The organism is Rickettsia sibirica 246 (genome assembly GCF_000166935.1).
Lineage (GTDB): Bacteria > Pseudomonadota > Alphaproteobacteria > Rickettsiales > Rickettsiaceae > Rickettsia > Rickettsia rickettsii.
Genome location: NZ_AABW01000001.1, coordinates 464,786 through 489,225 on the forward strand (window position 1 = coordinate 464,786; position 24,440 = coordinate 489,225).

Below are 24,440 nucleotides of genomic sequence, written 5' to 3' on the forward strand. Positions count from 1 at the left end.
ATGACGGAACTAAACAAACTAACAGTAGCAGACAGTATAAAAGGTCTCAAAAATAAAGATTTTACAAGTACGGAATTAATAGGTGCACATATTAAACAAATAGAGAAGCATAGAAACCTAAATGCTTATGTTACCGACACTTTTGACTTAGCTTTAAAACAGGCTGAAGCAGCCGATCAAAATTATGCTCAAAATAACGCAAGAACCCTTGAGGGTATCCCGTTTGCCGCTAAAGATCTTTTCTGCACGAAAGGAATTAGAACTACGGCATGTTCTAATATACTGAAAAATTTTATACCTAATTATGAATCAAGTGTTACACAAAATATTTTTGATAAGGGCGGTGTGATGCTCGGCAAAACCAATATGGATGAGTTTGCTATGGGTTCAGCAAATATCACTAGTTGTTTTGGAAATGTAATTAGCCCTTGGAAAGCAAATGATGATAATGCTGATTTAGTTCCAGGCGGTTCTTCAGGCGGTTCAGCTGCAGCAGTTAGCGGGTTTATGGCATCTGCTGCTCTTGGTAGCGATACGGGCGGCTCGGTACGTCAACCTGCAAGCTTTACAGGTTTAGTCGGTTTTAAACCGACATATGGTCGTTGCTCAAGATACGGAATGATATCATTTGCTAGCTCCCTTGATCAAGCAGGAATATTTACTAGAAGCGTTTTAGACAGTAGCATTATGCTTGAAGCGATGATGGGGTTTGACGAAAAAGATTCTACTTCGATTAAAACAGAAGTTCCAGAGCTACAATCCGCTATCGGAAGTTCTATGAAAAATATGAAGATAGGCGTACCTCTTAGCCTTGGTGAGGGCAGTATTATTGAACCTGATATTATGAAAATGTGGCAGGATACCATAGAACTACTTAAAAACGCCGGTGCTGAAATAGTTGATATTACTTTGCCGCATGCTAAATACGGTGTTGCTGTTTATTACGTAATAGCCCCGGCTGAAGCTTCTTCAAATTTATCTAGATATGACGGCGTTAGATACGGTCTTCGAGTAGAACATGAAAATATGACGCTTGACGAAATGTATGAAATGACTAGATCAACTGGATTTGGGGAGGAAGTAAAACGTCGTATTATGATTGGAACATATGTGCTATCATCTAGTGGTATGGATGCATATTATCTAAAAGCTCAAAAAGTACGTCGTTTAGTTGCAAACGATTTTAATAATGCTTTTGCAAAAGTTGATGCCATTTTATTACCGGCTGCCCCGACTGCAGCTTTTAAGATTGGTGAAAAACAAAATGATCCGACTATTATGTATTTAAACGATTTATTTACTATTCCTGCAAGTTTAGCCGGTTTACCTTGTGCATCGGTTCCTGCTGGATTATCGGCACGCGGTTTACCTCTTGGGATACAGATTATAGGTAAACAATTAGACGAATATAATGTTTTGAAAGTAGCATCGACAATTGAGTCAGGTGTAAAACATATTAAATTTGAACCAAAGGGTTTTTAATTATGGCATATATTGAAGGTAATACGGGGAAATGGGAATATGTAATAGGGCTTGAAATCCATGCTCAAATTTCCTCAAAATCTAAGCTTTTTTCAGGAAGTAGTACTATTTTTGCAGCAAATCCAAATTCGCAGGTTTCCTATGTCGATGCAGCAATGCCCGGGATGTTACCGGTATTAAATAAGCATTGTGTACACCAAGCAATTAAAACAGGGCTTGGACTTAAAGCTAAAATAAATAAATATTCGGTATTTGACCGTAAAAATTATTTTTATGCCGATCTGCCGCAAGGTTACCAAATTTCGCAATTTTACTATCCTATAGTACAAAACGGCACTATGGAAATACCGACTAGTACCGGCGATCTTAAAACTATTCGTATTAACCGTTTGCATTTAGAGCAAGATGCGGGTAAATCTATTCATGATCAATCACCACATTACAGCTTTATCGATTTGAATCGTGCCGGTATTGGACTTATGGAAATTGTGACCGAACCTGATATATCATCACCGGAAGAAGCAGCTGAATTTGTAAAAAAGCTAAGAAACTTGTTACGTTATATTGGCAGCTGTGACGGTGATATGGAAAAAGGCTCGATGCGTTGCGATGCTAATATTTCAGTAAGACGTAGCGGCGAACCACTCGGCACAAGATGCGAAATTAAAAATATTAATTCAATTCGTAACATCATTAAAGCAATAGAATTTGAAGCTAAAAGACAAGTTGACTTGCTTGAAAGCGGTGAAGAAATAATTCAAGAAACACGCCTATTTAATGCCGATAGCGGCGAAACAAGAACTATGCGTTTAAAAGAAGAAGCACTTGATTATAGATATTTTCCTGATCCCGATTTATTACCGCTTGTTATTTCTGATGAGTTAATAAATGAGCTAAAAGCAAATTTACCTGAGCTACCTGATCAAAAGATTGAAAAATATACGAAGGAATTTAGCTTAAGTAAATATGATGCCGAAGTAATAGTAGCCGATGAATCGGTTGCTGAGTATTTTGAGAAAGCAGCAAATGAATGTAACCCTAAAATGCTTACTAATTGGCTAACTAGTGAATTATTTGGCCAATTAAATAAAGCATCGATAGGAATAAATGAATGCAAAATTACCCCCAGTAACTTTGCAAAACTGGTAAAATTAATAGAAAATGATACTATTTCCGGTAAAATTGCAAAAACCGTTTTTGAAATTATGTTTGAAACCGGTAAAGCACCTGATAAAATAGTAGAAGAAAAAGGACTTGTACAAGTTTCGGATAATAACGTGCTAAACACGGTAATTGACGAGGTAATAGCTGAAAATCCTGAATCAGTAGAGGGTTATAGAAGTGGTAAGGATAAATTATTCGGTTTCTTTGTAGGACAGGTAATGAAAAAAACCGGCGGTAAGGCTAATCCGACGCTTGTGAATCAGCTTTTAAAGGAGAAATTGAGTTCTTGATGCTATTCCTTTGAAGATATTGCCCGAGTGGATAGATTTTTCTGTCATTGCGAGTAGCCATAGACTTTGTTGCATGGCTCGGTTTCATCGTCATTGCGAGCAGCCGTAGGCTACATGGCAATCTCGCCAAATATCCTGAGATTGCTTCGTCAATTACTACGTAATTTTCCTCGCAATGACGATTTGATATCCGTACAACAAGGGCAATGCCTCGTAGGATGACACAGAACATACTCAAACTTAAAACATTATTTTTATGAAATTTCTGAAAATATTTTTACTATCTTGCTTACTAGTTGCTTGTGAAAAAAAAGAAACAGAAAAAACTTTAATAGTCGGTACTGCCGCAGATAATCCTCCTTATGAATTTATCCAAGACGGAGAGATTGTTGGGATTGATATTGATATTATCAAAGCAATAAGCGAACGTCTAAATAAAAAAGTTATCATAAAAAACTTCGACTTTAACGGTTTACTTGCAGCTTTGGTTAGTGAAAATATTGATGTTGCGGTGGCGGAGCTTTCCGTAACACCGGAGCGTGCTGAATATATCAGCTTTTCCGATAATTATGCTACTGCAAGATTTGCCATAATATATAGAACAGGTGATAATATACAAAATAGCAAAGATCTAGAAAATAAAATAGTAGGGGTACAGCTCGGTAGTGTTTTAGAAAAAAAAGCACACGATCTATCACAGACGATAAATATTAAAGTTCATTCTTTAGCAAATCATTTAATGTTGGTTGAAGAATTAAAAGCCAGAGTCATAGATGCTATTATTTCTGAGGAATTTCAAGGCAAAAAATTAAAAGAAAATAATTCAAATTTAGAAAGCAGTACTTTAGAAGAATTTTCATCCGATTTTGCTATAGGCATGTCTAAAAACTCAGGACTAATTAATGAAATTAATGAGGCAATCGATTCATTAAAAAAAGACGGAACCATTAACAAAATTATGAAAAAATGGCTGGGACAGTAACAGAAAGTCAATTTAAAGATGCTATGAGCCGATTCCCTCAGGGAGTGACTATTATAACAACAAATTGCAATAACGAACTTTTTGGCTTTACTGCTAGTTCTCTTACTTCCGTATCTTTAAAACCGCCGTTAATATTATTTTGCCTTAATAAAAATTCTTTTAGTATCAACAGTTTTCAAAAAAGTGATAAGTTTGCAATTAGTATTTTAGCAGAGAATCAAATGGATATCTCAAAACATTTTGCTAAATCACAATCTAATAAATTTACAAAAATTGATTATGAGCTTGGTAATAAAACTGATTGCCCTTTAATAAAGGGTGCAACTTATCATATAGAGTGTAATAAATATGCTTCTTACGATGCCGGTGATCATGTTATATTTATCGGTGAAGTAATAAATACCACTATTAAAAATGATTTAAAGCCTCTATTATATTTTCATAAATCGTATACAAAGATTTAATTTTGGTTATTTTTTGCTGCAAATTATAAGATTTTTTGAAATATAAGTAACTATTCCAGCAAAAATCTTATTAATTTTCGCTAAAAAATACCTCAAAATAGCCAATCAATTAGAAATATTCACAGAACCTAGTTTACTTTGAAAAATTGGCGTCGTATAATAAGATCTGCGGTTCAAGGACTTGAGATGCCTTGCTCTTGTCCAAATTAAACTTCGTCTACTTACTGTTCATTTATTAGGAGTATACATTGCCAATATGTTAAATATCGGTCTTAGTGGTTCTACCGGTAAAATGGGAGAAACCATTCTAGAGAGAATAGATAAATTTAAAGATTGCAAAATTGCAGCAAAATTTAATAGTACTAATAATTTAGATGATTTAGATAATTTTTGTAAAAATTCTGATGTGATCATCGATTTTTCTACCCCTGAAATATTAGAAAAATTAATTAATTATGCATTAAAACATAATACAAAATTAGTAATCGGAACCACAGGTCTCCAACCTCAACATTTTAAGCTTTTAGAAAAAGCAGCTCAAACTTTACCTGTTTTATATTCTGCAAATATGAGTATAGGAGCTAATTTGCTTAGCTATCTAGCTAAAGAAGTAACAAAAATACTAGATGATTACGATGTTGAAATTCTAGAAACGCATCACCGTAATAAAAAAGATTCACCCTCAGGAACTGCTATTATGCTTGCTGAAACAATTGCCAGCAAAAAAGGATTAAATATAACATTTAATCGTGGTAATAGACTAAGAAGCGAAAAAGAAATAGGTATTTCCTCGCTTCGTGGTGGAAATGTTCACAGTATACATGAAATATCTTTCCTAGGTGACGATGAAATAATCACCTTAAAACACGAAGCTCTGAATAAAAATTCTTTTTCTATTGGTGCAATTAAAGCCGCTATTTGGCTACAAGATAAACCTTCTGCTTTATATTCAATGCAAGATATTTATAAAATATAATTAATATAGCTTGAAAAAATACCTTTAAGAGGCTATATTTTATTATGTAAATAACATAATCCTAAGGTTACTTATGATCGATTATACAAAAACTTTAACTGCCGCCTCAAAAAATAAAACTTTTGATGAAGGCTTAAGACAATACATGCTTAAAGTATATAATTATATGGCTTTAGCACTTTTACTAACCGGTGTAGCAGCCGTAACGACTATATCAGTTGAGCCTATTTATAATTTAATGTTTCAAACAGGTTTCGGTACTATTATAATGTTTGCTCCGCTCGGTATTGCTTTATATTTCTTTATGGGCTTTGGACAAATGAACCTGCCAACGGCACAAATATTATTTTGGGTTTATGCCGGTTTAACCGGTATGTCGCTTGCATATTTAGCTCTTATTTATACCGGTGCATCAATAGCTCGTACTTTCTTTATTTGCTCTTCCGTTTTTGGAGCAATGAGTTTATACGGTTATAGCACAAGTAGAGATTTAACATCTATGGGTTCATTTTTTGCAATGGGTCTTATAGGTCTTATCATTGCTTCATTAGTCAACTTGTTTCTAAAAAGCTCGGCTCTTTCTTTTGCTACTTCTCTTATTGGAATAGTAATATTTATGGGATTAATTGCTTGGGATACTCAAAAGATTAAGTCTATGTATTACATGGCAGGAAACGATGAAGTAGGACAAAAGCTTTCTATTATGGCAGCCTTTACTTTATATTTAGATTTTATAAATCTTTTCCTATATTTAATGAGATTTTTAGGCAATAGAAGAGATTAATTGGTATCATTCTTGCAAAGTCATGATTTTTATTTCATTGCTTCGGTTTTTTCATTGTTATATCACGATCAAATCTATAGTACTGAATAGTTTTTAAAAAGACCTGGATGTCATATCCCCGCAAAAGCGGGGGCTTTGTTGCACGGCTTCAAAAACTTATTCAATGTCATTCCCACTTGGCATTGTTGTGTGGATACTGAATCATCATTACAAACGGCCGCAGCGAACTCGGCAATCCAGAAAAAAAATCAAAATGTTTACTGGATTGCTTCATCAATTACTGCGTGGTTTCCTCACAATGATGAGGATTTTGACCCACGCAACAACACTTTTTCACTATTAGTTAATATTAAGCAGGTTATTTTTATGTCTCAAGAGAAAACTCAACAAGAATTATTATTACAAGAGCAACTTTTTAAAGCCCTGAAAACTAATGATACAGAATTGAATGCCAAAATATCTAGAACCTGCAAAGGCATTGCCGAATCTGTTATTGACCTTTCTAATGACCGATCTCCTACTGCTGAAAGCCTATATATTAGCTATATGACCCTAGCCGATTTAAACACTAAGGATTTAGCTAAAGTTACAACAATAATAAAAAACTCGTTTCCAGGAGATAAAAACAAGAAATTAAGGGAAATAATCGATGCACCTCTTTTAGAGCACTTAGTTATGATAGAGGCAATCGAACGACAGGTTGGATTAGATGATAGCCGATATAACGCAGATTACAGAAAACTTGAAGAAATAAGAAATCCTAATGACCCTAAAAAAGTAATTGATGCTATGCTACGTGATAAGAGGGTGGCACAGCAAACTGAGTTTGAGGAGAAAGGAAAAAAGGCAGCAGGCGTCTCAGCCGGTTATGTTGCTAAAGATAACGCCGGTAATACTTTTATTTTAAAACATTTTTATAAAACTCATGCTGCATGCCAAAAAATACAAGGTAAGCATGAACAAAGACAGGCTATGGCTGACCGAAGAGACGGAGTACAAGAATTAATAGGCTCTACCATGTATCAATTTTTATTATATGATCGCGCACCAAAAGAAGGGCTGGTAACAGCGGATGAACAACACCCTGATTCACTTTATGTACGTTCTAAATTTTTTGATAATGCTGTAACACTAACAGAATTTTCTGGTTTATCAGGTGAAACTAGAGTCAGAGATAATGATCAAAATTTAAAAAAGTTGGAAGGATTTGAAAAAGCCATAGCTGCTTGTCATATGCTGGGGGAAGTAGATTATCATGCTGGTAATTTAATGGTACAGGATGGTAAAACAGTAACCAAAATTGATCATGGTCGCTCTTTTTTAGCATTTCATAAGAATTTTAGCAGTATGATTCAATCAACAGCTGAAATGTTTACACATCCTGGTGTTGGCTACAGTGCTGCTATTAAAGCAGGTAATTTCTCATTTAGTATCGATAAATATAGCGAATCATTAAATCAAATGATAAGTCAATTTGATGAGAAACAGATGGAAGCAATAGTTGATCAAAAAATTGATGAATTAAAAAAAGCTGGGTTTGATCCAAAAAATATTATGTTATCCACTAATATTCAAAATTTTGATGATTTGAGAAAACACTATAAAAGCAGTATAAAAGAAAATCTTGTTAATATGCAAGAAGTGGCCAAAGGAGCTGAGATAGTAACAAAATTCAGTAATGTTTCACCTGAATTTAAAAATGGTGGTTGGTTAGAGGCTTTCGCTAATTCACCTGTAAAAGACCCGGTACTCTATGCAATAGATAATAACATTACAATTGAAGGTAAAGATGCTAAAGAGTGGGCGTATGAAAATAATTACCAAATTAAAATTTCTATAGGCTTGAAAAAAGAAACAATCAAGGAACAACAATGGAGCAAAGATTTGGACGGAAAATGGAAAGAAAAAGAAGTTGAGGTTAAGACAGATAAAGTAGAAGTACAAATTTCTGATCCTGCAAAATCAATGCGTATACAAGACAAATCTACAGGCGAAAAATTGGCATCATTAATTGTTGATTTTACAAAGCAGATAACAACTAAAAACGTAACCGATAAAGCAGTAGCAAAATTCTACGACAATATAATGAAAGTGCTAAAAAAAGAAAATTATCTTACCGAGCAAGATATTAAGGGTATAAAGAAAAATTTAAAATATCAGGATAACATCGAAAACACGACCAACTTATTAAATGCTAAATCTTTCAAGTTAAATTCTAAAGATACTATATATTACAAGGTAGGAATTTTTTGTGAAAAGAGAGGTTTACCTAGTATCTCAAATTATTTTATGAAACAAATTTCTCCTGAGCATTTAAATAAAATTCATAATACAGAAAAACTTATAGCAGAAAGTATAAAAATTGGTAATATACTACAACAGAAGAAGCAAGAAAGACTCCAAACAAAAAGAGTAGAAACGGTAAAAGCGATCGCATTCTCTCAATTACAAGCTAGGAAGGAAAGACATCAACAAAGATAAGCATTGTTGAGTATATGCCTTAAACGTCATTGCGAGCAGTCACAGAGTCGTTGCATAGTCCTAATGTCATTTCTAGCTAAAAGCGGAAAGCCAGTAACTATTAATCTCATCCTGCGACTTGATCGCAGGATCTAGTCTTGTTTAAATTTTTTTCTCGATACCGTGGTCAAGCCACGGTATGACAGCGAAAAGTACTGGATTTCCGCTTTTAGCTAGAAATGACATACTATAGGCCAAGTGGCGGTATGACATAATAACATACAACAACTATAAATTCTTATTCTTTTTCTGCCTTTTTTCTAGCAGACGGTGAGAGCATAATGCTTAGCTCTTTTAGAGCTTTATCCTCTACATAGCTTGGGGCGTTCATTAGTAAATCTTCAGCCTGCTGGTTTAAAGGAAACGCAATTATTTCCCTTATATTTGTTGCTTCCGCAAGCAGCATAACGATTCGGTCAATACCGGGGGCTATTCCACCATGTGGTGGAGCTCCAAACTTAAATGCTCTAATCATCCCTCCAAATCTCTTATCAACTTCCTCTTCACTATAACCTGCTATGGAAAATGCTTTATACATAATTTCTGGCTTATGGTTTCTAATAGCACCGCTGGACAGTTCAATACCGTTACAAACAATATCATATTGGTATGCGGTAAGTTCTAATAACTCTTCAGTGGTTTTAGCTTGCTCTAAAGCATCTATTCCGCCCTGCGGCATAGAAAACGGATTATGGCTAAAATCAATTTTTCCTGTTTCTTCATTTAACTCATAGAATGGAAAATCGGTAATCCAGCAGAATTTAAAACAATCTTTTTCAAGTAAATCAAGCTCTTCACCAAGTCTTATTCTAACCTTACCGGCAAGTTTAGCAGCTTTCTCTTTCTTATCGCTAGCGAAAAATACAGCATCACCGTTACTAATACTAGCTGTAGCTTTTAGACTCTCTAATTGCTGCGGGCTTAAGAATTTTACTACCGGTCCCTTTGCTTCACCGGTTTCACTAAACTGAATATAGCCAAGTCCACCTGCTCCTTCTGATACCGCAAACTCTATCATTTTATCGAAGAAACTACGAGGCAGTGCAGCTGCCTTAGGTGCAGGAATTGCACGCACTATGCTACCTTTTTTAATATTCTCTCTAAAGATTGTAAAATCGGAATCTCTAAATATCTCAGTTACATCGGCAATTATAATAGGGTTACGCAAATCAGGCTTATCAGAGCCGTATTTTAGCATAGATTCATTATATGGAATACAAACAAAAGGAGTCTCTGATACTTTCTTATCCGTGAATTTAGTGAATAAATCATACATCACAGGCTCAATAGTACTAAATACGTCTTCCTGTGTAACAAACGACATTTCTACATCTAGCTGATAAAACTCGCCGGGTGATCTATCGGCTCTTGCATCTTCATCCCGAAAACAAGGAGCAATTTGGAAATAACGATCAAAGCCTGATACCATCAATAACTGCTTGAATTGCTGAGGTGCTTGCGGTAATGCATAGAACTTACCCGGATGCATTCTACTAGGTACTAAAAAATCCCTAGCCCCCTCAGGTGAGCTTGCTGTTAAAATCGGAGTTTGAAATTCGGTAAAACCGCTTGCCGTCATCAAATGACGAATATGAGCAATAATTTGTGAGCGGAGTGTTATATTATTATGTAATTTCTCACGCCTAAGATCTAAAAAGCGATGTTTAAGCCTAGACTCTTCGGGAGCGTCTTTTTCAGTATTAATAACAAAAGGTAGAGTGTCCGCAGCTGACTCAACACTAAATTCCACAGCTAGCACTTCAACATGACCTGTCGGAAGCGTATTATTAATCGTGTCCTCTGATCTTGCTACAACTGTACCCCTTACCGTAATTACCGACTCATAACGCAAACGACTTGCATCCTCCATAAGCTGAGGATTTTGATCGGTAAACACGATTTGAGTTATACCGTAATGATCACGTAAATCTATAAAAACTAGATTCCCGTGATCTCTTCTTCTATGTACCCAACCGGATAGCTTAACTTCTGTTTCTACATCGGATATTTGTAATTCGTTACAATTATGAGTTCTGTATTTATGCATTTTTATTTTTTTATTATACGATTTCCCCATTATATACATAAAATCACAAATTTTCGCAAATAAAAACTAAAAATTTATCTTGCCAAAGTTTTATCTTGATATTGCAGCAGCTTTTGGCTTTGATGGGCGTTGCTGATAATTTTGTTGTTGAGGTTTTACTTGATTTAACTCACCTTTAATCCATTCATATATTGCTTTCTTAGGATTTTTAATTATCTCTGCAACATTTTCGACTAGATTTATTATTCCTTTAACTAACGATAATACATCTTTTGCTATTTCACCTATAGAATTATTACCTGCTTGTAGTTTTTCTTGGTCTTGCTTAGACAAATTACTACGTATCCTATTCATTCTTGATTTAAGCTCATCTTGTTCTAGCTCTTCTTTTGTAAAATGTGACTTAAGTTTTCTATCAACAATTTTTTGTTCTTCCGGAGTTAAATTTTTATATTGATCAACAAGCTTATTAACTTTCTCTTGTTCTTCCGGTAGTTTTGAAATATTTTCAGCAATATTTGACATTTGTTTCTCTTCTCTTATAAAGTTAAAACATATTAATTTACATTATATATATTTTTTTATACAAGAAAAACTTTAATAGAAATTAACCTTTGAACGCAGCCTTAATACCTAAAAAGTCTAAAAAATTTCGTAATTCTTGACGTGCAAGCACGTGTGAGCTATTAAATGCTCTATCATATTTTGCAGTTTTTAGATCAAGTAATGTTAGACCTTGTAAAAATAACTCCCTATATATTACACGTTCACTAAATCCTTCTGCGAGTTTAAAGTTAATTCTTTTAGCAAGTTTAGCTAATACATTTCCTACACGTCTTTTATTTAATGCATCAAGATTACTTAAACGATTACGAAGTATGACCCAATCTATACTAATTCTATCACGACTAGCACGTTCCATTTTCTGCTCCCAAATCATTTGACTATATATTGATGGGCTAATAATTTCATCCTTGCTATCGACTTTTGCTATTACGTCTAAATCTAGAAAGCTATCATTAATCGGTGTAATAATTGTATCGGCGTAAGAATGAACAACCCTTGATAAAGGAGTATGACTGCCTGGGGTATCAATCACTATATAATCGACATCCTGATTATTTTTGAGTATCGGCTCAAAACTCTTTGCTTGCTCTTCTACTTTGCTTTCCGATATATGAAAATGTTTCGGTACTAATACAGGTTTATCAGGATTGTGTTTATTATATAAATCTCGATTTTTTAAATAATTCGTTAACGAACTTTGACGTGAATCGGTATCTATACTTACTACCGAATAATTTTGATAAAGCAGAGCGATTATTAGATGCATAGAACAGGTAGTTTTACCTGCTCCGCCTTTCTCATTACCTATAACAAATATATAAGGTTTATTTATTGTGTTCATAATTATATTCAGAATAAACGAATAGTAAATAGACGAAGTTTAATGTCATTCTTAGCTCAGTATTACACATGTGGATAGTTTTTTCCGTCATTGCAAGAAAATGACGTAAGTAATTGACGAAGCAATCTCAGGATATTTGACGAGATTGCCACGCAGCCTAAGGCTGCTCGCAATGACGACTCGGTATCCATGCAGGCAATGCAACGCAAGAATAGCATTTAAGTATATTCTTTGATAAATTTCTCTAGTAATCTCACGCCGTATCCTACTGCCCCCTTAGGACCGAGTGCTGAAGCTTTATTACTATTTGCAACGCCTGCTATATCTAAATGAGCCCAATCTACTCCATCTTTAATGAAACGTTTAATGAAATGTGCAGCTATGCAGCTTCCGGCAGCTCTCGGTACGTTCCCGATATTTGCCATATCGGCTATGTCGGAGTTAATCATTGCATCGTACTCATCATGCAGCGGCATTCTCCAAAGTTTTTCATTAACTTCTTCCCCTACTTTTATTAACTTATCAGCTAACTCATCATTATTGGAAAAACAACCAGCATATGTATTACCAAGTGCTATGGTTATTGCTCCTGTTAGAGTTGCAACGTCAATCACGCATTTAGGCTTAAATTTTTCTTGTGCATACCAAACAGCATCAGCAAGTACTAACCGCCCTTCTGCATCGGTATTTAAAACTTCGGCAGTTTGCCCTGACATGGTAGTTACTACATCCCCTGGACGCTGTGCATTACCGGACGGCATATTTTCGACAAGCCCTACAACACCGACTATATTTATAGGTAATTTTTGACCAGCAACTGCAATGATGGTACCCACAACTGCTGCAGAACCTCCCATATCGTATCGCATTAAGTGCATATCACTTGACGGTTTTAATGAAATACCGCCTGTATCAAAAATCACTCCTTTACCGACCAAAGCAATAGTCGGAGCATCTTTACTGCCACCTTTATATTCCATCACCACTAACTTTGACTCGTTTTGTGAACCTTGCCCCACACCAAGTAATGCTCCCATACCAAGGTTTTTCATCTCACGTTCACCGATAACATCAACATCTACCCCTAGCGGTTCAAGTCTATCAACTATTCTTTCGGCATAAACTTGAGGAGTTTTAATATTTGACGGTTCATTACTTATATCTCTTGTAAAAAATACTGCTTCAGCAATTAATTTTTTGATTTCAAATAATTTTGCCGTTTCAGTGCTATTATCAGTAAAAATTTCAATTGACTCTACTGCAAACTTCTCTGCTTCTTTTAAGGTAGTTCTATATTTATCAAATCTGTAAGAAGCAAGAAACGCACCGCTAGCAACTAAAGATGCAAATGTTTGAGATGTAAACCTGCTAATTCTATTTGTAAGTTTTAAGCCAATAGTAGAAATTTTACAACCGGTTGCATACTGTAAGATTTTGCCGCCTAACTCTTCAATTTTTGCTTCAGTTAATTTTTCTTCATTCCCAAGACCTGCTATTATCAAATATCTAACCTCGCCTGATTTAATGACGGACGGAATAACCTTGATCTGTCCATATTTACCGGTAAATTGCAGTTTATTCTGAATAGTTTTAGAAATTAATCCATGATGTTGTTGATCAAGTCCTATTAAATTACTATCAAGCTTTAACTGTTCATCAATAAAAACTACTAGACCTTGATTAGTAGATGATTCTTCATTCACAAAATTTACGTTAAGCATATTTACTCCTTATATTATTTTTGACTTTGATTCTATTTATCTTGATAAAACTTTGCAAGTATTATATATATTGATTTAAAATAAAGTCTCATTAAATAGCATTTGACAAATGTTAACGTTTTTTATATTTTACTGACGAATTAGTTAAATTTAAGTAATAATATGCCAGTATATGACATCACTTCTCATTTAATTAAGCAGAAGTATACAATGATTAAAGCATCATGTGAGTTAAACCAAGATATGGGTAAGATTTATAGTCTCACTCCTCATCCAATACGATATAATTGCCTTAACTATTTAAAGTTATTATCTCTACCTATATCGCTAGCATTTTATATAACAAAGCTTTGTTTTACGGTTAATCCGTCATGGACATGGATCGGGGTTAATATTTTGCATGAGAAGATGGGCCAAGCAACAGCAAAAAAAATACTACACGGCTTACCTGACGAAGTAGAACCAAATCAAAATATACCTAAAATTGTTGAGTATGTATTTAGACAATATGAAGAAAATCCTACATTAACCCCTATTATTGAACCTACATTTATACAAAAATTTTTAGCAAAGGCCAATAAATATATTCCTGTTTTGTCTAGAATAGTAAAGTTTTGGAATGAAGGAGGAATTAACTATTCTGATGAAATACAAACAAAACGAGCATTAATTGACGTTATTTATAAACAGATTATTACTAAAGCTTATGAAGTAGGTAAAAAAGGAGGAAAACTTGAAATAACGGATGTGACAGCACTTTTCCCAGAGATAAATTTTGAAGAAAAAGTCAATACTGCATCAGCAAATCTTGAAACAGAGAAGGTAGAAGTAAGCAATGAAGAGTCTTTAATTTCTGAATTGCCTGTTAGACATCTTTCTAAACCAGCTTATAGAGAGGAGTTTAAAAGAGATACGGAACACAGCACCGCAGCGTATATAGACATACGTGAGGATGCGAGTACCGGATCGACGTCTAAATTACCTCTAGAAGTGAAGTTTGGAAAGATGTCTATTGATCAAAAACACGAAGAAGCTACGATTACTACTAATGCAAATAATAGTATTAACCCATTAGTAAACTTACTCATGTTAAAAGCTTTACATGATGCAATTCGTCAAGAAGTACTGAAAACTTATGTTGAACATTGTTTAGCAGAAATTCAGATATCTAAAAATCAAGAAACACTTAAAAACTTCCAATATGACGATTCTCTAGCAAAATTACAATTATACGGTAATTATGATAACAATAATACGTATATCTTTGAACAACCAGTATCTTATTTAGGTCAAACCTACGAGCATTTAACAGCACCGATTGCTTGTTATTAAAGCGTCATTTCTGCAAGTGGGCAATAAGGAAAAGCCTATAAAAAACTTGGTTTTTTATAGGCTTTTTTTTGTCAATAATGCGTAGTAAGGTTATTTTTCTGGATTCCCGCTTCTGCTAGGAAGGCATTGTTGCGTGGATACCACCTCGTCATTGCAAGGACATTACAAAGTAATTGACGAAGCCAGCTCAGGGGAGTTTGTTATTATTTCATGAGATTGCCACGCCAGCATAAATGTTGGCTCGCAATGACGGGTTTTTTATAAACTATCCGGTACGTACGAAGATCAACTTGGAAAAGAGCAAAGGGTCTGTAAATCGAGGAGCGGAGCGTATATTAAACGTTCAGCATCCTACGACTTACAAAGACGACACAGCCAATTTTTCAAGTTCTATCTTAGTATATTTATACATTCTCTTCATCAAGCTTTGCGGCTGCTTTACGCATTTTATCCATAAAGTAACCGGTTCCAGCAGGTACTAATCGTCCAACTATCACGTTTTCTTTTAGTCCTCGCAACTTATCTACTTTACCAGCAATAGCTGCTTCAGTTAAAACTCTAGTAGTCTCTTGGAATGATGCCGCGGAGATAAACGATCTAGTTTGCAGAGAAGCTTTAGTAATACCTTGTAATATTAATTGTGCTTCAGCAGGTTTTAGACCATTTTTCATAGCTTTTTCATTTATCTCATCAAATTCATGTCTATCTATTTTTTCACCTACTAATAACGTAGTTCCGCCTGAATCCGTAACCTCTACTTTTTGTAACATCTGACGGATAATAACTTCTATGTGCTTATCATCAATCTTTACACCTTGTAGACGATAAACGGCTTGAACCTCATTAACAATATAATTTGCAAGAACCTCTACGCCCATTACTTTTAAAATATCTTGAAGTACCGGATTACCGTCAATCAATAAATCACCTTTTTTAACAAAGTCACCTTCGTTAACTACAACATGCTTGCCTTTTGGTACCATATACTCAATAGACATTGTTTCATCAATCGGATGTATAACAATACGTCTTTTAGATTTATAGTCTTTACCGAATTCTACTCTACCGTCAATTTCGGCAATAACTGCATGATCTTTAGGGCGTCTTGCTTCTACAAGCTCGGCAACTCTTGGTAAACCACCTGTAATATCTTTAGTAGTGGTTGATTCTTTCGGTATACGTGCAATGATATCACCTACCGATATTTGTACTCCGTCTTCTACGCTTAAAACTGCTCCAACCGGCAAGTAATATCTAGCTTCTAAACCGTTTGATAAGGTGATAACTTCACCTTTAGCATCTAAAAGCTGTATACGCGGACGTAATTCTGCACCACGTGAATATTGCTTTGATTCAATAATAACTTTACTCGGTATTCCGGTAGCTTCATCAGTTACATCACGAATAGAAATACCCTCAACCATATCTTTGAATAAAACTTTACCTGACTTCTCCGTGATAATCGGTATAGTATAAGGATCCCATTCTGCTAGTTTTTGAGTTTTAATCACCATATCACCGTCATCAACAAGTAATCTAGCACCGTATGGAATTTTATGACGAGCCTTTTCATTACCGTTATTATCAAGCAATAATAATTCACAATTTCGGCTCATAACAATTTTGCGTTCTTCAGAATTAATCACAACGTTACGACTGATAACTTTCACTTTTGCGTCATAGGAAGCGTCTACGGAAGAAACCTCAGCACCTTTTGTTGCCGCTCCTCCAATATGGAAAGTTCTCATTGTAAGCTGCGTACCCGGTTCACCGATAGATTGAGCAGCAATAACCCCGATTGCTTCACCCTCCGATACTAATGTACCGGTAGCAAGATCCCTACCGTAACATATGCTACATATACCGGTAGTACTTTCACAGGTTAATACGGATTTAATCATAATTCTGTCGAATCCTGCCGCCTCAATCTGCTCTAACTTTGCTTCATTAATAAGCTCGCCTTTATTGAGAATTAGATCATTAGTTACCGGATGAAATATATCAATAGCAGCAGTACGACCTAAAATCTTTTCCGCTAAAGGTACTATAACTTCTCCACCTTCAATAACACTCTTAACTTCAATTCCTTTATCAGTTCCACAATCTTTTTCAGTAATAATACAATCTTGTGCAACATCTACTAATTTTCTTGTTAAGTAACCTGAGCTTGCCGTTTTTAAAGCCGTATCTATTTGCCCTTTACGCATTCCGTTAGCAGAATTAAAACACTCAAATTCAGTTAATCCTTCCTTAAAGTTAGAGATAATAGGAGTTTGTATAATTTGACCGTTTGATTTGGTCATTAAACCTCGCATACCGCCTAGCTGCTTAATTTGCTGGAAAGAACCTCTTGCTCCGGAAATAGCCATCATATATATAGCATTTATTTTCTGATGATTTGGAGCATCATTAACCGGCGGCATAGCAATCTCTTTCATCATGTCGTTTGCTACTCTATCGGTACATCTTGACCAAGCATCGACTACTTTATTATATTTCTCTCCGTAAGTAATTAAACCGTTTGAATATTGTTGTTCAAATTCTTTTATTTCAAGCTGAGTTTCGTTGATATGAGTACTCTTAGATTCGGGTACTACCATATCGTCCATTCCAAAAGAAATACCTGAAGAACAAGCATATTTAAAACCTAGTTTCATTAGCTGATCGGCAAAAATTACCGTAGCTTTTTGACCGCAGTGACGATAAACTAAATCTATAACTAATGATATGTCTTTTTTAGTTAGTTGTTTATTAATACACTTGAATTCTATATTAGGGTTAGAAGGCAACAACTCACCGACCATTAACCTACCGTAAGTAGTATCAATGATAACAGGGACCATTTTACCTTCGGCATTTAACTGATTTCTGCGATATTTTATCTTTGTATGAATAGTTATAAATTTATTATATAAAGCATGTTCCATCTCAGCTAAATCTGAGAACATCATCCCTGCACCTACTTCATTATCAAATGCAAGGGTTAGATAATATAAACCAAGCACTATATCTTTATCCGGTACAATGATAGGACGACCGTTTGCGGGGCTTAAGATATTATTTGTAGACATCATAAATACCCTAGCTTCAAGCTGTGCTTCAATCGATAACGGGATATGTACTGCCATCTGATCACCATCAAAATCCGCATTGAACGCAGCACACACAAGCGGATGAAGCTGGATCGCTTTACCTTCAATTAATAGCGGTTCAAATGCTTGAATACCAAGCCTATGTAACGTCGGAGCCCTATTCAGTAAAACCGGATGCTCTCTAATTACCTCTTCAAGCACGTCCCACACTTCGGATTTTTCAGCTTCTACCATTCTTTTAGCGGCTTTAATAGTTGTAGCGATGCCGTACAACTCAAGCTTAGAATAAATAAACGGCTTAAATAACTCCAGAGCCATTTTTTTAGGTAAACCGCACTGGTGAAGTTTAAGCTCAGGTCCTACCACGATAACCGAACGTCCTGAGTAATCAACCCTCTTACCTAGCAAGTTCTGACGGAAACGCCCCTGCTTACCTTTAAGCATATCACTTAATGACTTAAATGGACGCTTATTAGCATTTTTCGCTGCTCTACCGCGACGACCGTTATCAAATAATGCATCCACCGCTTCTTGTAACATTCTTTTTTCGTTTCTGACTATTATATCAGGAGCTTTTGACTCTATTAATTTCTTTAAACGATTATTTCTATTAATTACTCTTCTATAAAGTTCATTTAAGTCTGAAGTAGCAAATCTTCCGCCGTCAAGCATAACAAGCGGTCTAATTTCAGGAGGAATAACCGGTAAAACATCCATAATCATCCATTCCGGCTTGTTTTCCGACTCTAAAAAATTCTCTACTAATTTTAAACGCTTTACTAATTTTTTCTTTTTGACTTCTGAAGAAGTGGTTTGTAATTCCTCGTATAACTCTTGCTTTAACTTTGAAAAATCAAGCTCTTTAAGCATTTGTTGTATTACTTCTGCACCTATAGAGGCAGTAAATGCATCTTCACCGTACTTATCTTTTGCTTTCTGTAATTCTTCCTCTGTTAAGAGTTCGCCTTTTTGTAAAATCGATAGCCCTGGGTCAACTACTACATAATTTTCAAAATAAAGAATCTTTTCTACATCTCGCATTGTCATATCAAGAAGTGTACTAATTCTTGAAGGTAGCGACTTTAAAAACCAAATATGAGCAACGGGAGCTGCAAGTTCAATATGCCCCATTCTTTCACGTCTTACTCTAGAAACCGTAACTTCAACGCCGCATTTCTCACACGTAATGCCACGGTTTTTCATCCGCTTATATTTACCGCAGAGACATTCATAATCTTTTACCGGACCAAAAATTCTTGCACAAAATAAACCATCTTTCTCAGGCTTAAAAGTTCTATAGTTAATTGTTTCAGGTTTTGTTACTTCACCAAAAGACCACGAACGTACCTGATCGGGACTTGCTATATTAATCCTTATCTGATCAAATTGTTGAGTATTACTTAATTGTCCGTAAAAATTTACTACGCTCATAAATACTTTTCCTTAAAAATTACTCGTATATACTCAGTGAATTTCAAAAATTGGCGTTGTCGTTCTACAAGTTCTGCGGTGCTCACGTATTAAGTATACGCTCCGCTCCTCGCCTTGTGAACTCCTAGCTCTTTTTGAAATTGACCTTCGTCTACCCAGAGTTCTTATTGCACCCTATATGTCATTCCTGCAAAAGCGGGAATCTAGTAAAACAGATAAAAAACTTGTTTTTTATCTGTTTAAATGACCTGTCTTTCTTAACTTGAAGTTACTTCAAGCTTTACGTTAAGACATAAAGATCTAAATTCTTTTATCATAACATTAAATGATTCAGGAATGCCTGATTCAAAATTATTTTCACCACGTACTATAGAATCATAAGTTTTGATCCTACCGTTTACGTCATCCGACTTAACCGTTAACATTTCCTGTAACGTATAAGCTGCACCGTAAGCTTGTAATGCCCAGCATTCCATTTCTCCGAAACGCTGTCCGCCGAAATGAGACTTACCTCCAAGCGGTTGCTGCGTTACTAAGCTATAAGGTCCTATAGAACGGGAGTGAATTTTATTATCGACTAAATGATGCAATTTCAGCAAATATTTCTGTCCGACGGTCACTAGACGGTCAAAATATTCACCGGTTCTACCGTCAATTAATTTCACTTGTCCTGAAGGGTCTTGACCGGCAAGCTTTAGCATATCTTTAACGTCCTGAACTTTTGCTCCGTCAAATACAGGAGTTGCAAAATGTACGCCTTTACTTACTTTCTTACAAAAAGAGATAATCTCTTCTTCCGGTCTTTCAAGTATAGAATTAATATTTTCTCCATACAGTTCAATTAAGAATTTCTTAATCTGCTCAATACCTATATGTTTATTTTTATATTCCTTTACTAAGGTAGATATTTTTTTTGCTAAATTTATTGATGCCCACCCAAGATGCGTTTCTAAAATCTGTCCTATATTCATACGGGACGGAAGACCTAGAGGGTTAAGAACGATATCTACCACAGTTCCATCTTCTAAAAACGGCATATCTTCTTCAGGTACGATACGTGAAATAACACCTTTATTTCCGTGTCTTCCTGCCATTTTATCCCCGGGTTGTAATTTATGCTTAGTTGCAATAAATACTTTTACTACTTTTAAAGCTCCCTGAGGTAAATCATCACCACTTTGCAATTTCTCTACCTTAGTAGCAAATCTTTTATCAAGAGCCTCTTTTTTCTCATCATAATGAGTCTTTATCTGCTCTATTTCATTCATTACATTTGCATCTTCCACGATAATCTGCCAAAATTGCCCTTTAGATAAGCCTTTTAGCATTTCAGTAGTAATAGTTTGTCCTACTTTTACTTGCTTAGGACCGTTAATAATCACCTGCCCTACTAAAAGCTTTTCAAGCCAACTAAACACAAAATGCTCAATAATTTCTAATTCATCGTCTCTGTCTTTTGCGAATTTTTCAATTTGTTGTTTTTCAATAGCAATAGCTCGCTGGTCTTTTTCTACACCTCTACGAGAAAATACCCTTACTTCTACTACAGTTCCGCTCACTCCGGAAGGTACATGCAGCGATGAATCTTTTACGTCAAAAGCTTTTTCCCCGAAAATAGCACGTAGTAGCTTCTCTTCAGGAGTAATAGGCGATTCACTTTTTGGTGTTACTTTTCCAACTAAAATATCACCAGCTTTTACTTCTGCACCTATATAAATTATTCCGACCTCATCAAGATGACGCAACGCTTCTTCACTTACATTCGGTATATCACGGGTAATTTCTTCAGGACCAAGGCGTGTATCTCTAGCGATTACTTCAAACTCTTCAATATGAATAGATGTAAATACATCCTCTTTTACTATACGTTCGGATATTAAAATGGAATCTTCAAAATTATAACCGCTCCAAGGTAAGAAAGCCACAAGCACGTTTCGACCTAAAGCAATTTCACCGTTATCCGTACTAGGACCGTCAGCTATAATATCGTTTTTCTTAACGTAATGACCGACCTTAACTAAAGGCTTTTGATTTATACAAGTATTATGATTGGATTTTTGGAATTTTAGTAAGTTATAAATATCAACCGAAGGAGAACCGTCAACTTTTTGTTCTAGAGTTCTAATCACGATTCTATTTGAATCTACCTGCTCAACAATACCGTCATGTAATGCAAGCACTGACGCTCCGGAATCTTTAGCTACTACCCCTTCAACTCCGGTACCTACAAAAGGTGCATCCGTTTTAATTAAAGGAACGGCTTGTCTTTGCATGTTTGAACCCATCAAAGCACGGTTAGCATCATCGTTTTCTAAGAAAGGTATAAGAGAAGCCGCAACCGATACTACCTGCATAGGAGTCACATCAATGAAGTCTACCTCATACGGTTCTACCATTACAAAATTACCGCCTTCAACACGGCAATTAATAAACTCTCCTTGCAGCTTTCCGTCTTTATTAATTTTAGAATTTGCTTGTCCGATTTTGTATTTACCTTCTTCAATAGCAGAAAGATATACCACTTCATCGGTTACACATCCATCTTTAACTCTTCTATACGGACTCTCTATAAAACCATGTTTATTTATTCTAGCATAAGTAGCCATAGAGTTAATTAACCCGATATTCTGACCTTCAGGTGTTTCAATAGGACAAATACGACCGTAATGAGTCGGATGTACGTCACGCACCTCAAAACCTGCTCGATCTCGACTAAGACCTCCGGGACCGAGTGCCGACAGCCTTCTTTTATGAGTTATTTCCGATAATGGATTTGTTTGATCCATAAATTGGGATAATTGGGAGGTACTAAAAAATTCTTTTACTACTGAAACTAAAATTTTAGAATTTACTAAATCATGAGGCATTACGGTATCAACATCACCTGCCGACATCCTTTCAATTACAGATTTTTCCATTCGGACTAAACCTATTCTAAATTGATTTTCTATCAATTCACCTACCGATCTAACCCTTCTATTACCTAAATGATCAATATCGTCTATGATACCTTTACCGTCTTTAAGCTCTACTAAAACTCTTACGATATTTTTAATATCATCAACTGTTAAAACCGTAACTTCTTCAGAAATATTCAGCTCTAACCTAGAATTCATTTTTATTCGCCCGACTTCTGACAGATCATATCTTTCCGTATCAAAGAATAAATTATAAAACAGGCTTTCAGCCGCTTCGATATTAGCAGGTTCGCCTGGTCTTAGAACTCTGAAAATATCATATAATGCTGCCTCACGATCCTGATTTTTATCAGCAAATAAGGTGTTCCTTATATATGGACCGGATTGAGGATTGATTACTAATACGTTAACATTTTTAATTTTAAGATCATTAATAACATTTAGCATATCAGCAGTAATCACTTCACCGATTTTTGCTAATACTTCATCGCTTGCAGGATCTCTTAAATCTTCGGATAGATATTTGCCGATTAAAGTTTCATGAGCTACTAAAATATTATTAAGCCCTTCCCCAAAATATTTTTTAGCCAAACGCGGAGTAATTTTTTGTCCTGCTTTCAGTAGAATATTTCCGGTATCTGCATCTACTAAATCACTTGTTAAACGATGAGCAGTAATATGCTGAGGTATAAATTTAACCGCCCAACCTTTATTTTTAACAAGCTTATAAGTTACTGAGTTATAATAAAATTTTATAATTTCTTCAGTACTCATACCTATAGCTCTAAGCAAAGTAGTAGTATAAAGCTTTCTTTTTCTATCAATCCTGAAATAAATCACATCCTTAGCGTCGAATTCTAAATCAAGCCAAGACCCTCTATATGGAATAACACGAGCAGAATATAAAAGCTTGCCGGAAGAGTGGACTTTTCCTTCATCATGATAAAAGAATACACCAGGTGAGCGATGCATTTGTGATACAACTACTCTTTCCGTACCGTTGATAATAAAAGTACCGTTTTTAGTCATTAATGGGATATCACCCATATATACTTCTTGCTCTTTAATTCCTTTAATTTCTCTAGTACCGGTATCCTCATCTATATCCCAAATACTTAATCTTAAAGTAACTTTAAGAGGAGCAGCATAACTTAAACTTCTTTGACTGCACTCTTCTACATCATATTTTGGAGTATCAAATTCATATTTTACAAATTCTAAATTAGCAATATTGGAGGAATCTGAAATAGGAAAAATCGAGTTTAATATAGATTGTAAACCTTTGTTTTTTCTTTCAGAATCTTTAATATTTAACTGTAGAAAGTTTTTCTCATATGAATTTTTTTGAATTTCAATCAAATTCGGTATATCTGCTACTAAATTTATGTGACCGAAATTTTTTCTTATTCTTCTATTATGTGACAAGGGTTGTGCTTCTATATTATCCCTTAATGAAACCATATAATCTCCTGACTGATAAAATTACTGCCCGTATTACAGTGATTAGGTCCTATGCACTTTTAATAGAATAATCATAATTATGGCTCTTTTTAGCTGTAAATCATAAGATTTTTTTGAAATAGTAATAAACTCTCCTCTCAAAAATCTTATTAATGTTCGCTTAAAAATATCTCCTAATTAATAATCATTAATCAAAAGTGTTCAGAACCTAGGTTCTGTATATAAAATTTAAATTATTTATATTTTAAACAATAAAGTTTTTATTGGAATAGATACCTATTTCAATAAAATACTTATAATTTGCAGTAAAATACAATATACTGTTTTAAAATTTTTCACATAAAACTTAAATTAAAGAAACCTAGTAA

14 protein-coding genes are annotated in these 24,440 nt (G+C 34.9%); 8 read left to right on the top strand and 6 right to left on the bottom strand.

Going from position 1 to position 24,440, the window contains the following annotated elements; all coding sequences use genetic code 11:
* The 7 genes from gatA (at position 1) to risK1 (ending at position 8,623) form a co-directional block, all read left to right on the top strand.
* Positions 1 to 1,482 carry an Asp-tRNA(Asn)/Glu-tRNA(Gln) amidotransferase subunit GatA gene (gene gatA / locus RSIB_RS03480; protein ID WP_004996611.1) on the top strand — a complete coding sequence of 494 codons (1,482 nt, stop codon included), beginning with the start codon at positions 1 to 3 and terminating at the stop codon, positions 1,480 to 1,482.
* A gap of 2 nt (positions 1,483 to 1,484) precedes the next feature.
* Positions 1,485 to 2,936 carry an Asp-tRNA(Asn)/Glu-tRNA(Gln) amidotransferase subunit GatB gene (gene gatB / locus RSIB_RS03475; protein ID WP_004996612.1) on the top strand — a complete coding sequence of 484 codons (1,452 nt, stop codon included), beginning with the start codon at positions 1,485 to 1,487 and terminating at the stop codon, positions 2,934 to 2,936.
* Between the two features lie 256 nt (positions 2,937 to 3,192).
* Positions 3,193 to 3,918: an ABC transporter substrate-binding protein gene (locus RSIB_RS03470; RefSeq protein WP_004996613.1), complete on the top strand. Its 726-nt coding sequence runs from the start codon at positions 3,193 to 3,195 to the stop codon at positions 3,916 to 3,918.
* A complete protein-coding gene (locus RSIB_RS03465; protein ID WP_004996614.1) occupies positions 3,903 to 4,382 on the top strand; it encodes a flavin reductase family protein in 480 nt (159 codons plus the stop codon). The genes RSIB_RS03470 and RSIB_RS03465 overlap by 16 nt, the downstream gene beginning before the upstream one ends.
* Before the next feature lie 256 nt (positions 4,383 to 4,638).
* Positions 4,639 to 5,358 carry a 4-hydroxy-tetrahydrodipicolinate reductase gene (dapB, locus tag RSIB_RS03460; RefSeq protein ID WP_004996615.1) on the top strand — a complete coding sequence of 240 codons (720 nt, stop codon included), beginning with the start codon at positions 4,639 to 4,641 and terminating at the stop codon, positions 5,356 to 5,358.
* A gap of 73 nt (positions 5,359 to 5,431) precedes the next feature.
* Entirely contained in the window at positions 5,432 to 6,142 is a 711-nt protein-coding gene (locus RSIB_RS03455; protein ID WP_004996616.1) for a Bax inhibitor-1/YccA family protein, read from the top strand.
* Positions 6,143 to 6,508: 366 nt separating this feature from the next.
* Complete coding sequence (risK1, locus tag RSIB_RS03450) at positions 6,509 to 8,623, top strand: T4SS effector phosphatidylinositol 3-Kinase RisK1 (protein ID WP_032850899.1); 2,115 nt, start codon at positions 6,509 to 6,511, stop codon at positions 8,621 to 8,623.
* Positions 8,624 to 8,900: 277 nt separating this feature from the next.
* Here the strand turns inward: risK1 and aspS are convergent, their stop codons facing one another.
* From aspS to RSIB_RS03430, 4 genes are all read right to left on the bottom strand, one after another.
* On the bottom strand, positions 8,901 to 10,709 hold the full coding sequence (gene aspS / locus RSIB_RS03445) for an aspartate--tRNA ligase (RefSeq protein WP_026053093.1): 1,809 nt from the start codon (positions 10,707 to 10,709) through the stop codon (positions 8,901 to 8,903).
* A gap of 90 nt (positions 10,710 to 10,799) precedes the next feature.
* Positions 10,800 to 11,234 (bottom strand): DUF3106 domain-containing protein, encoded by a 435-nt coding sequence (locus RSIB_RS03440; protein ID WP_004996619.1) that lies wholly within the window; start codon positions 11,232 to 11,234, stop codon positions 10,800 to 10,802.
* 82 nt (positions 11,235 to 11,316) lie between these two features.
* Positions 11,317 to 12,117: a division plane positioning ATPase MipZ gene (locus RSIB_RS03435; RefSeq protein WP_004996620.1), complete on the bottom strand. Its 801-nt coding sequence runs from the start codon at positions 12,115 to 12,117 to the stop codon at positions 11,317 to 11,319.
* Between the two features lie 218 nt (positions 12,118 to 12,335).
* Positions 12,336 to 13,838 carry a leucyl aminopeptidase gene (locus RSIB_RS03430; protein ID WP_004996621.1) on the bottom strand — a complete coding sequence of 501 codons (1,503 nt, stop codon included), beginning with the start codon at positions 13,836 to 13,838 and terminating at the stop codon, positions 12,336 to 12,338.
* Positions 13,839 to 14,000: 162 nt separating this feature from the next.
* Here RSIB_RS03430 and RSIB_RS03425 point away from each other — a divergent pair, with 162 nt between their 5' ends.
* On the top strand, positions 14,001 to 15,170 hold the full coding sequence (locus RSIB_RS03425) for a palindromic element RPE1 domain-containing protein (protein ID WP_016728172.1): 1,170 nt from the start codon (positions 14,001 to 14,003) through the stop codon (positions 15,168 to 15,170).
* Between the two features lie 404 nt (positions 15,171 to 15,574).
* Here RSIB_RS03425 and rpoC read toward each other — a convergent pair whose 3' ends face one another.
* Complete coding sequence (rpoC, locus tag RSIB_RS03420) at positions 15,575 to 19,693, bottom strand: DNA-directed RNA polymerase subunit beta' (protein ID WP_004996625.1); 4,119 nt, start codon at positions 19,691 to 19,693, stop codon at positions 15,575 to 15,577.
* Between the two features lie 257 nt (positions 19,694 to 19,950).
* Positions 19,951 to 24,072 (bottom strand): DNA-directed RNA polymerase subunit beta, encoded by a 4,122-nt coding sequence (gene rpoB / locus RSIB_RS03415; RefSeq protein WP_004996628.1) that lies wholly within the window; start codon positions 24,070 to 24,072, stop codon positions 19,951 to 19,953.
* Positions 24,073 to 24,440: the final 368 nt, after the last annotated feature.

Coding starts and splice junctions, on each gene's coding strand:
- RSIB_RS03435 (WP_004996620.1), bottom strand. CDS start 12,117: ATGAACACAATAAATAAACCTTATATATTTGTTATAGGTAATGAGAAA.
- RSIB_RS03430 (WP_004996621.1), bottom strand. CDS start 13,838: ATGCTTAACGTAAATTTTGTGAATGAAGAATCATCTACTAATCAAGGT.
- rpoB (WP_004996628.1), bottom strand. CDS start 24,072: ATGGTTTCATTAAGGGATAATATAGAAGCACAACCCTTGTCACATAAT.
- RSIB_RS03455 (WP_004996616.1), top strand. CDS start 5,432: ATGATCGATTATACAAAAACTTTAACTGCCGCCTCAAAAAATAAAACT.
- gatB (WP_004996612.1), top strand. CDS start 1,485: ATGGCATATATTGAAGGTAATACGGGGAAATGGGAATATGTAATAGGG.
- gatA (WP_004996611.1), top strand. CDS start 1: ATGACGGAACTAAACAAACTAACAGTAGCAGACAGTATAAAAGGTCTC.
- risK1 (WP_032850899.1), top strand. CDS start 6,509: ATGTCTCAAGAGAAAACTCAACAAGAATTATTATTACAAGAGCAACTT.
- RSIB_RS03425 (WP_016728172.1), top strand. CDS start 14,001: ATGCCAGTATATGACATCACTTCTCATTTAATTAAGCAGAAGTATACA.
- RSIB_RS03470 (WP_004996613.1), top strand. CDS start 3,193: ATGAAATTTCTGAAAATATTTTTACTATCTTGCTTACTAGTTGCTTGT.
- dapB (WP_004996615.1), top strand. CDS start 4,639: ATGTTAAATATCGGTCTTAGTGGTTCTACCGGTAAAATGGGAGAAACC.
- RSIB_RS03465 (WP_004996614.1), top strand. CDS start 3,903: ATGGCTGGGACAGTAACAGAAAGTCAATTTAAAGATGCTATGAGCCGA.
- aspS (WP_026053093.1), bottom strand. CDS start 10,709: ATGCATAAATACAGAACTCATAATTGTAACGAATTACAAATATCCGAT.
- rpoC (WP_004996625.1), bottom strand. CDS start 19,693: ATGAGCGTAGTAAATTTTTACGGACAATTAAGTAATACTCAACAATTT.
- RSIB_RS03440 (WP_004996619.1), bottom strand. CDS start 11,234: ATGTCAAATATTGCTGAAAATATTTCAAAACTACCGGAAGAACAAGAG.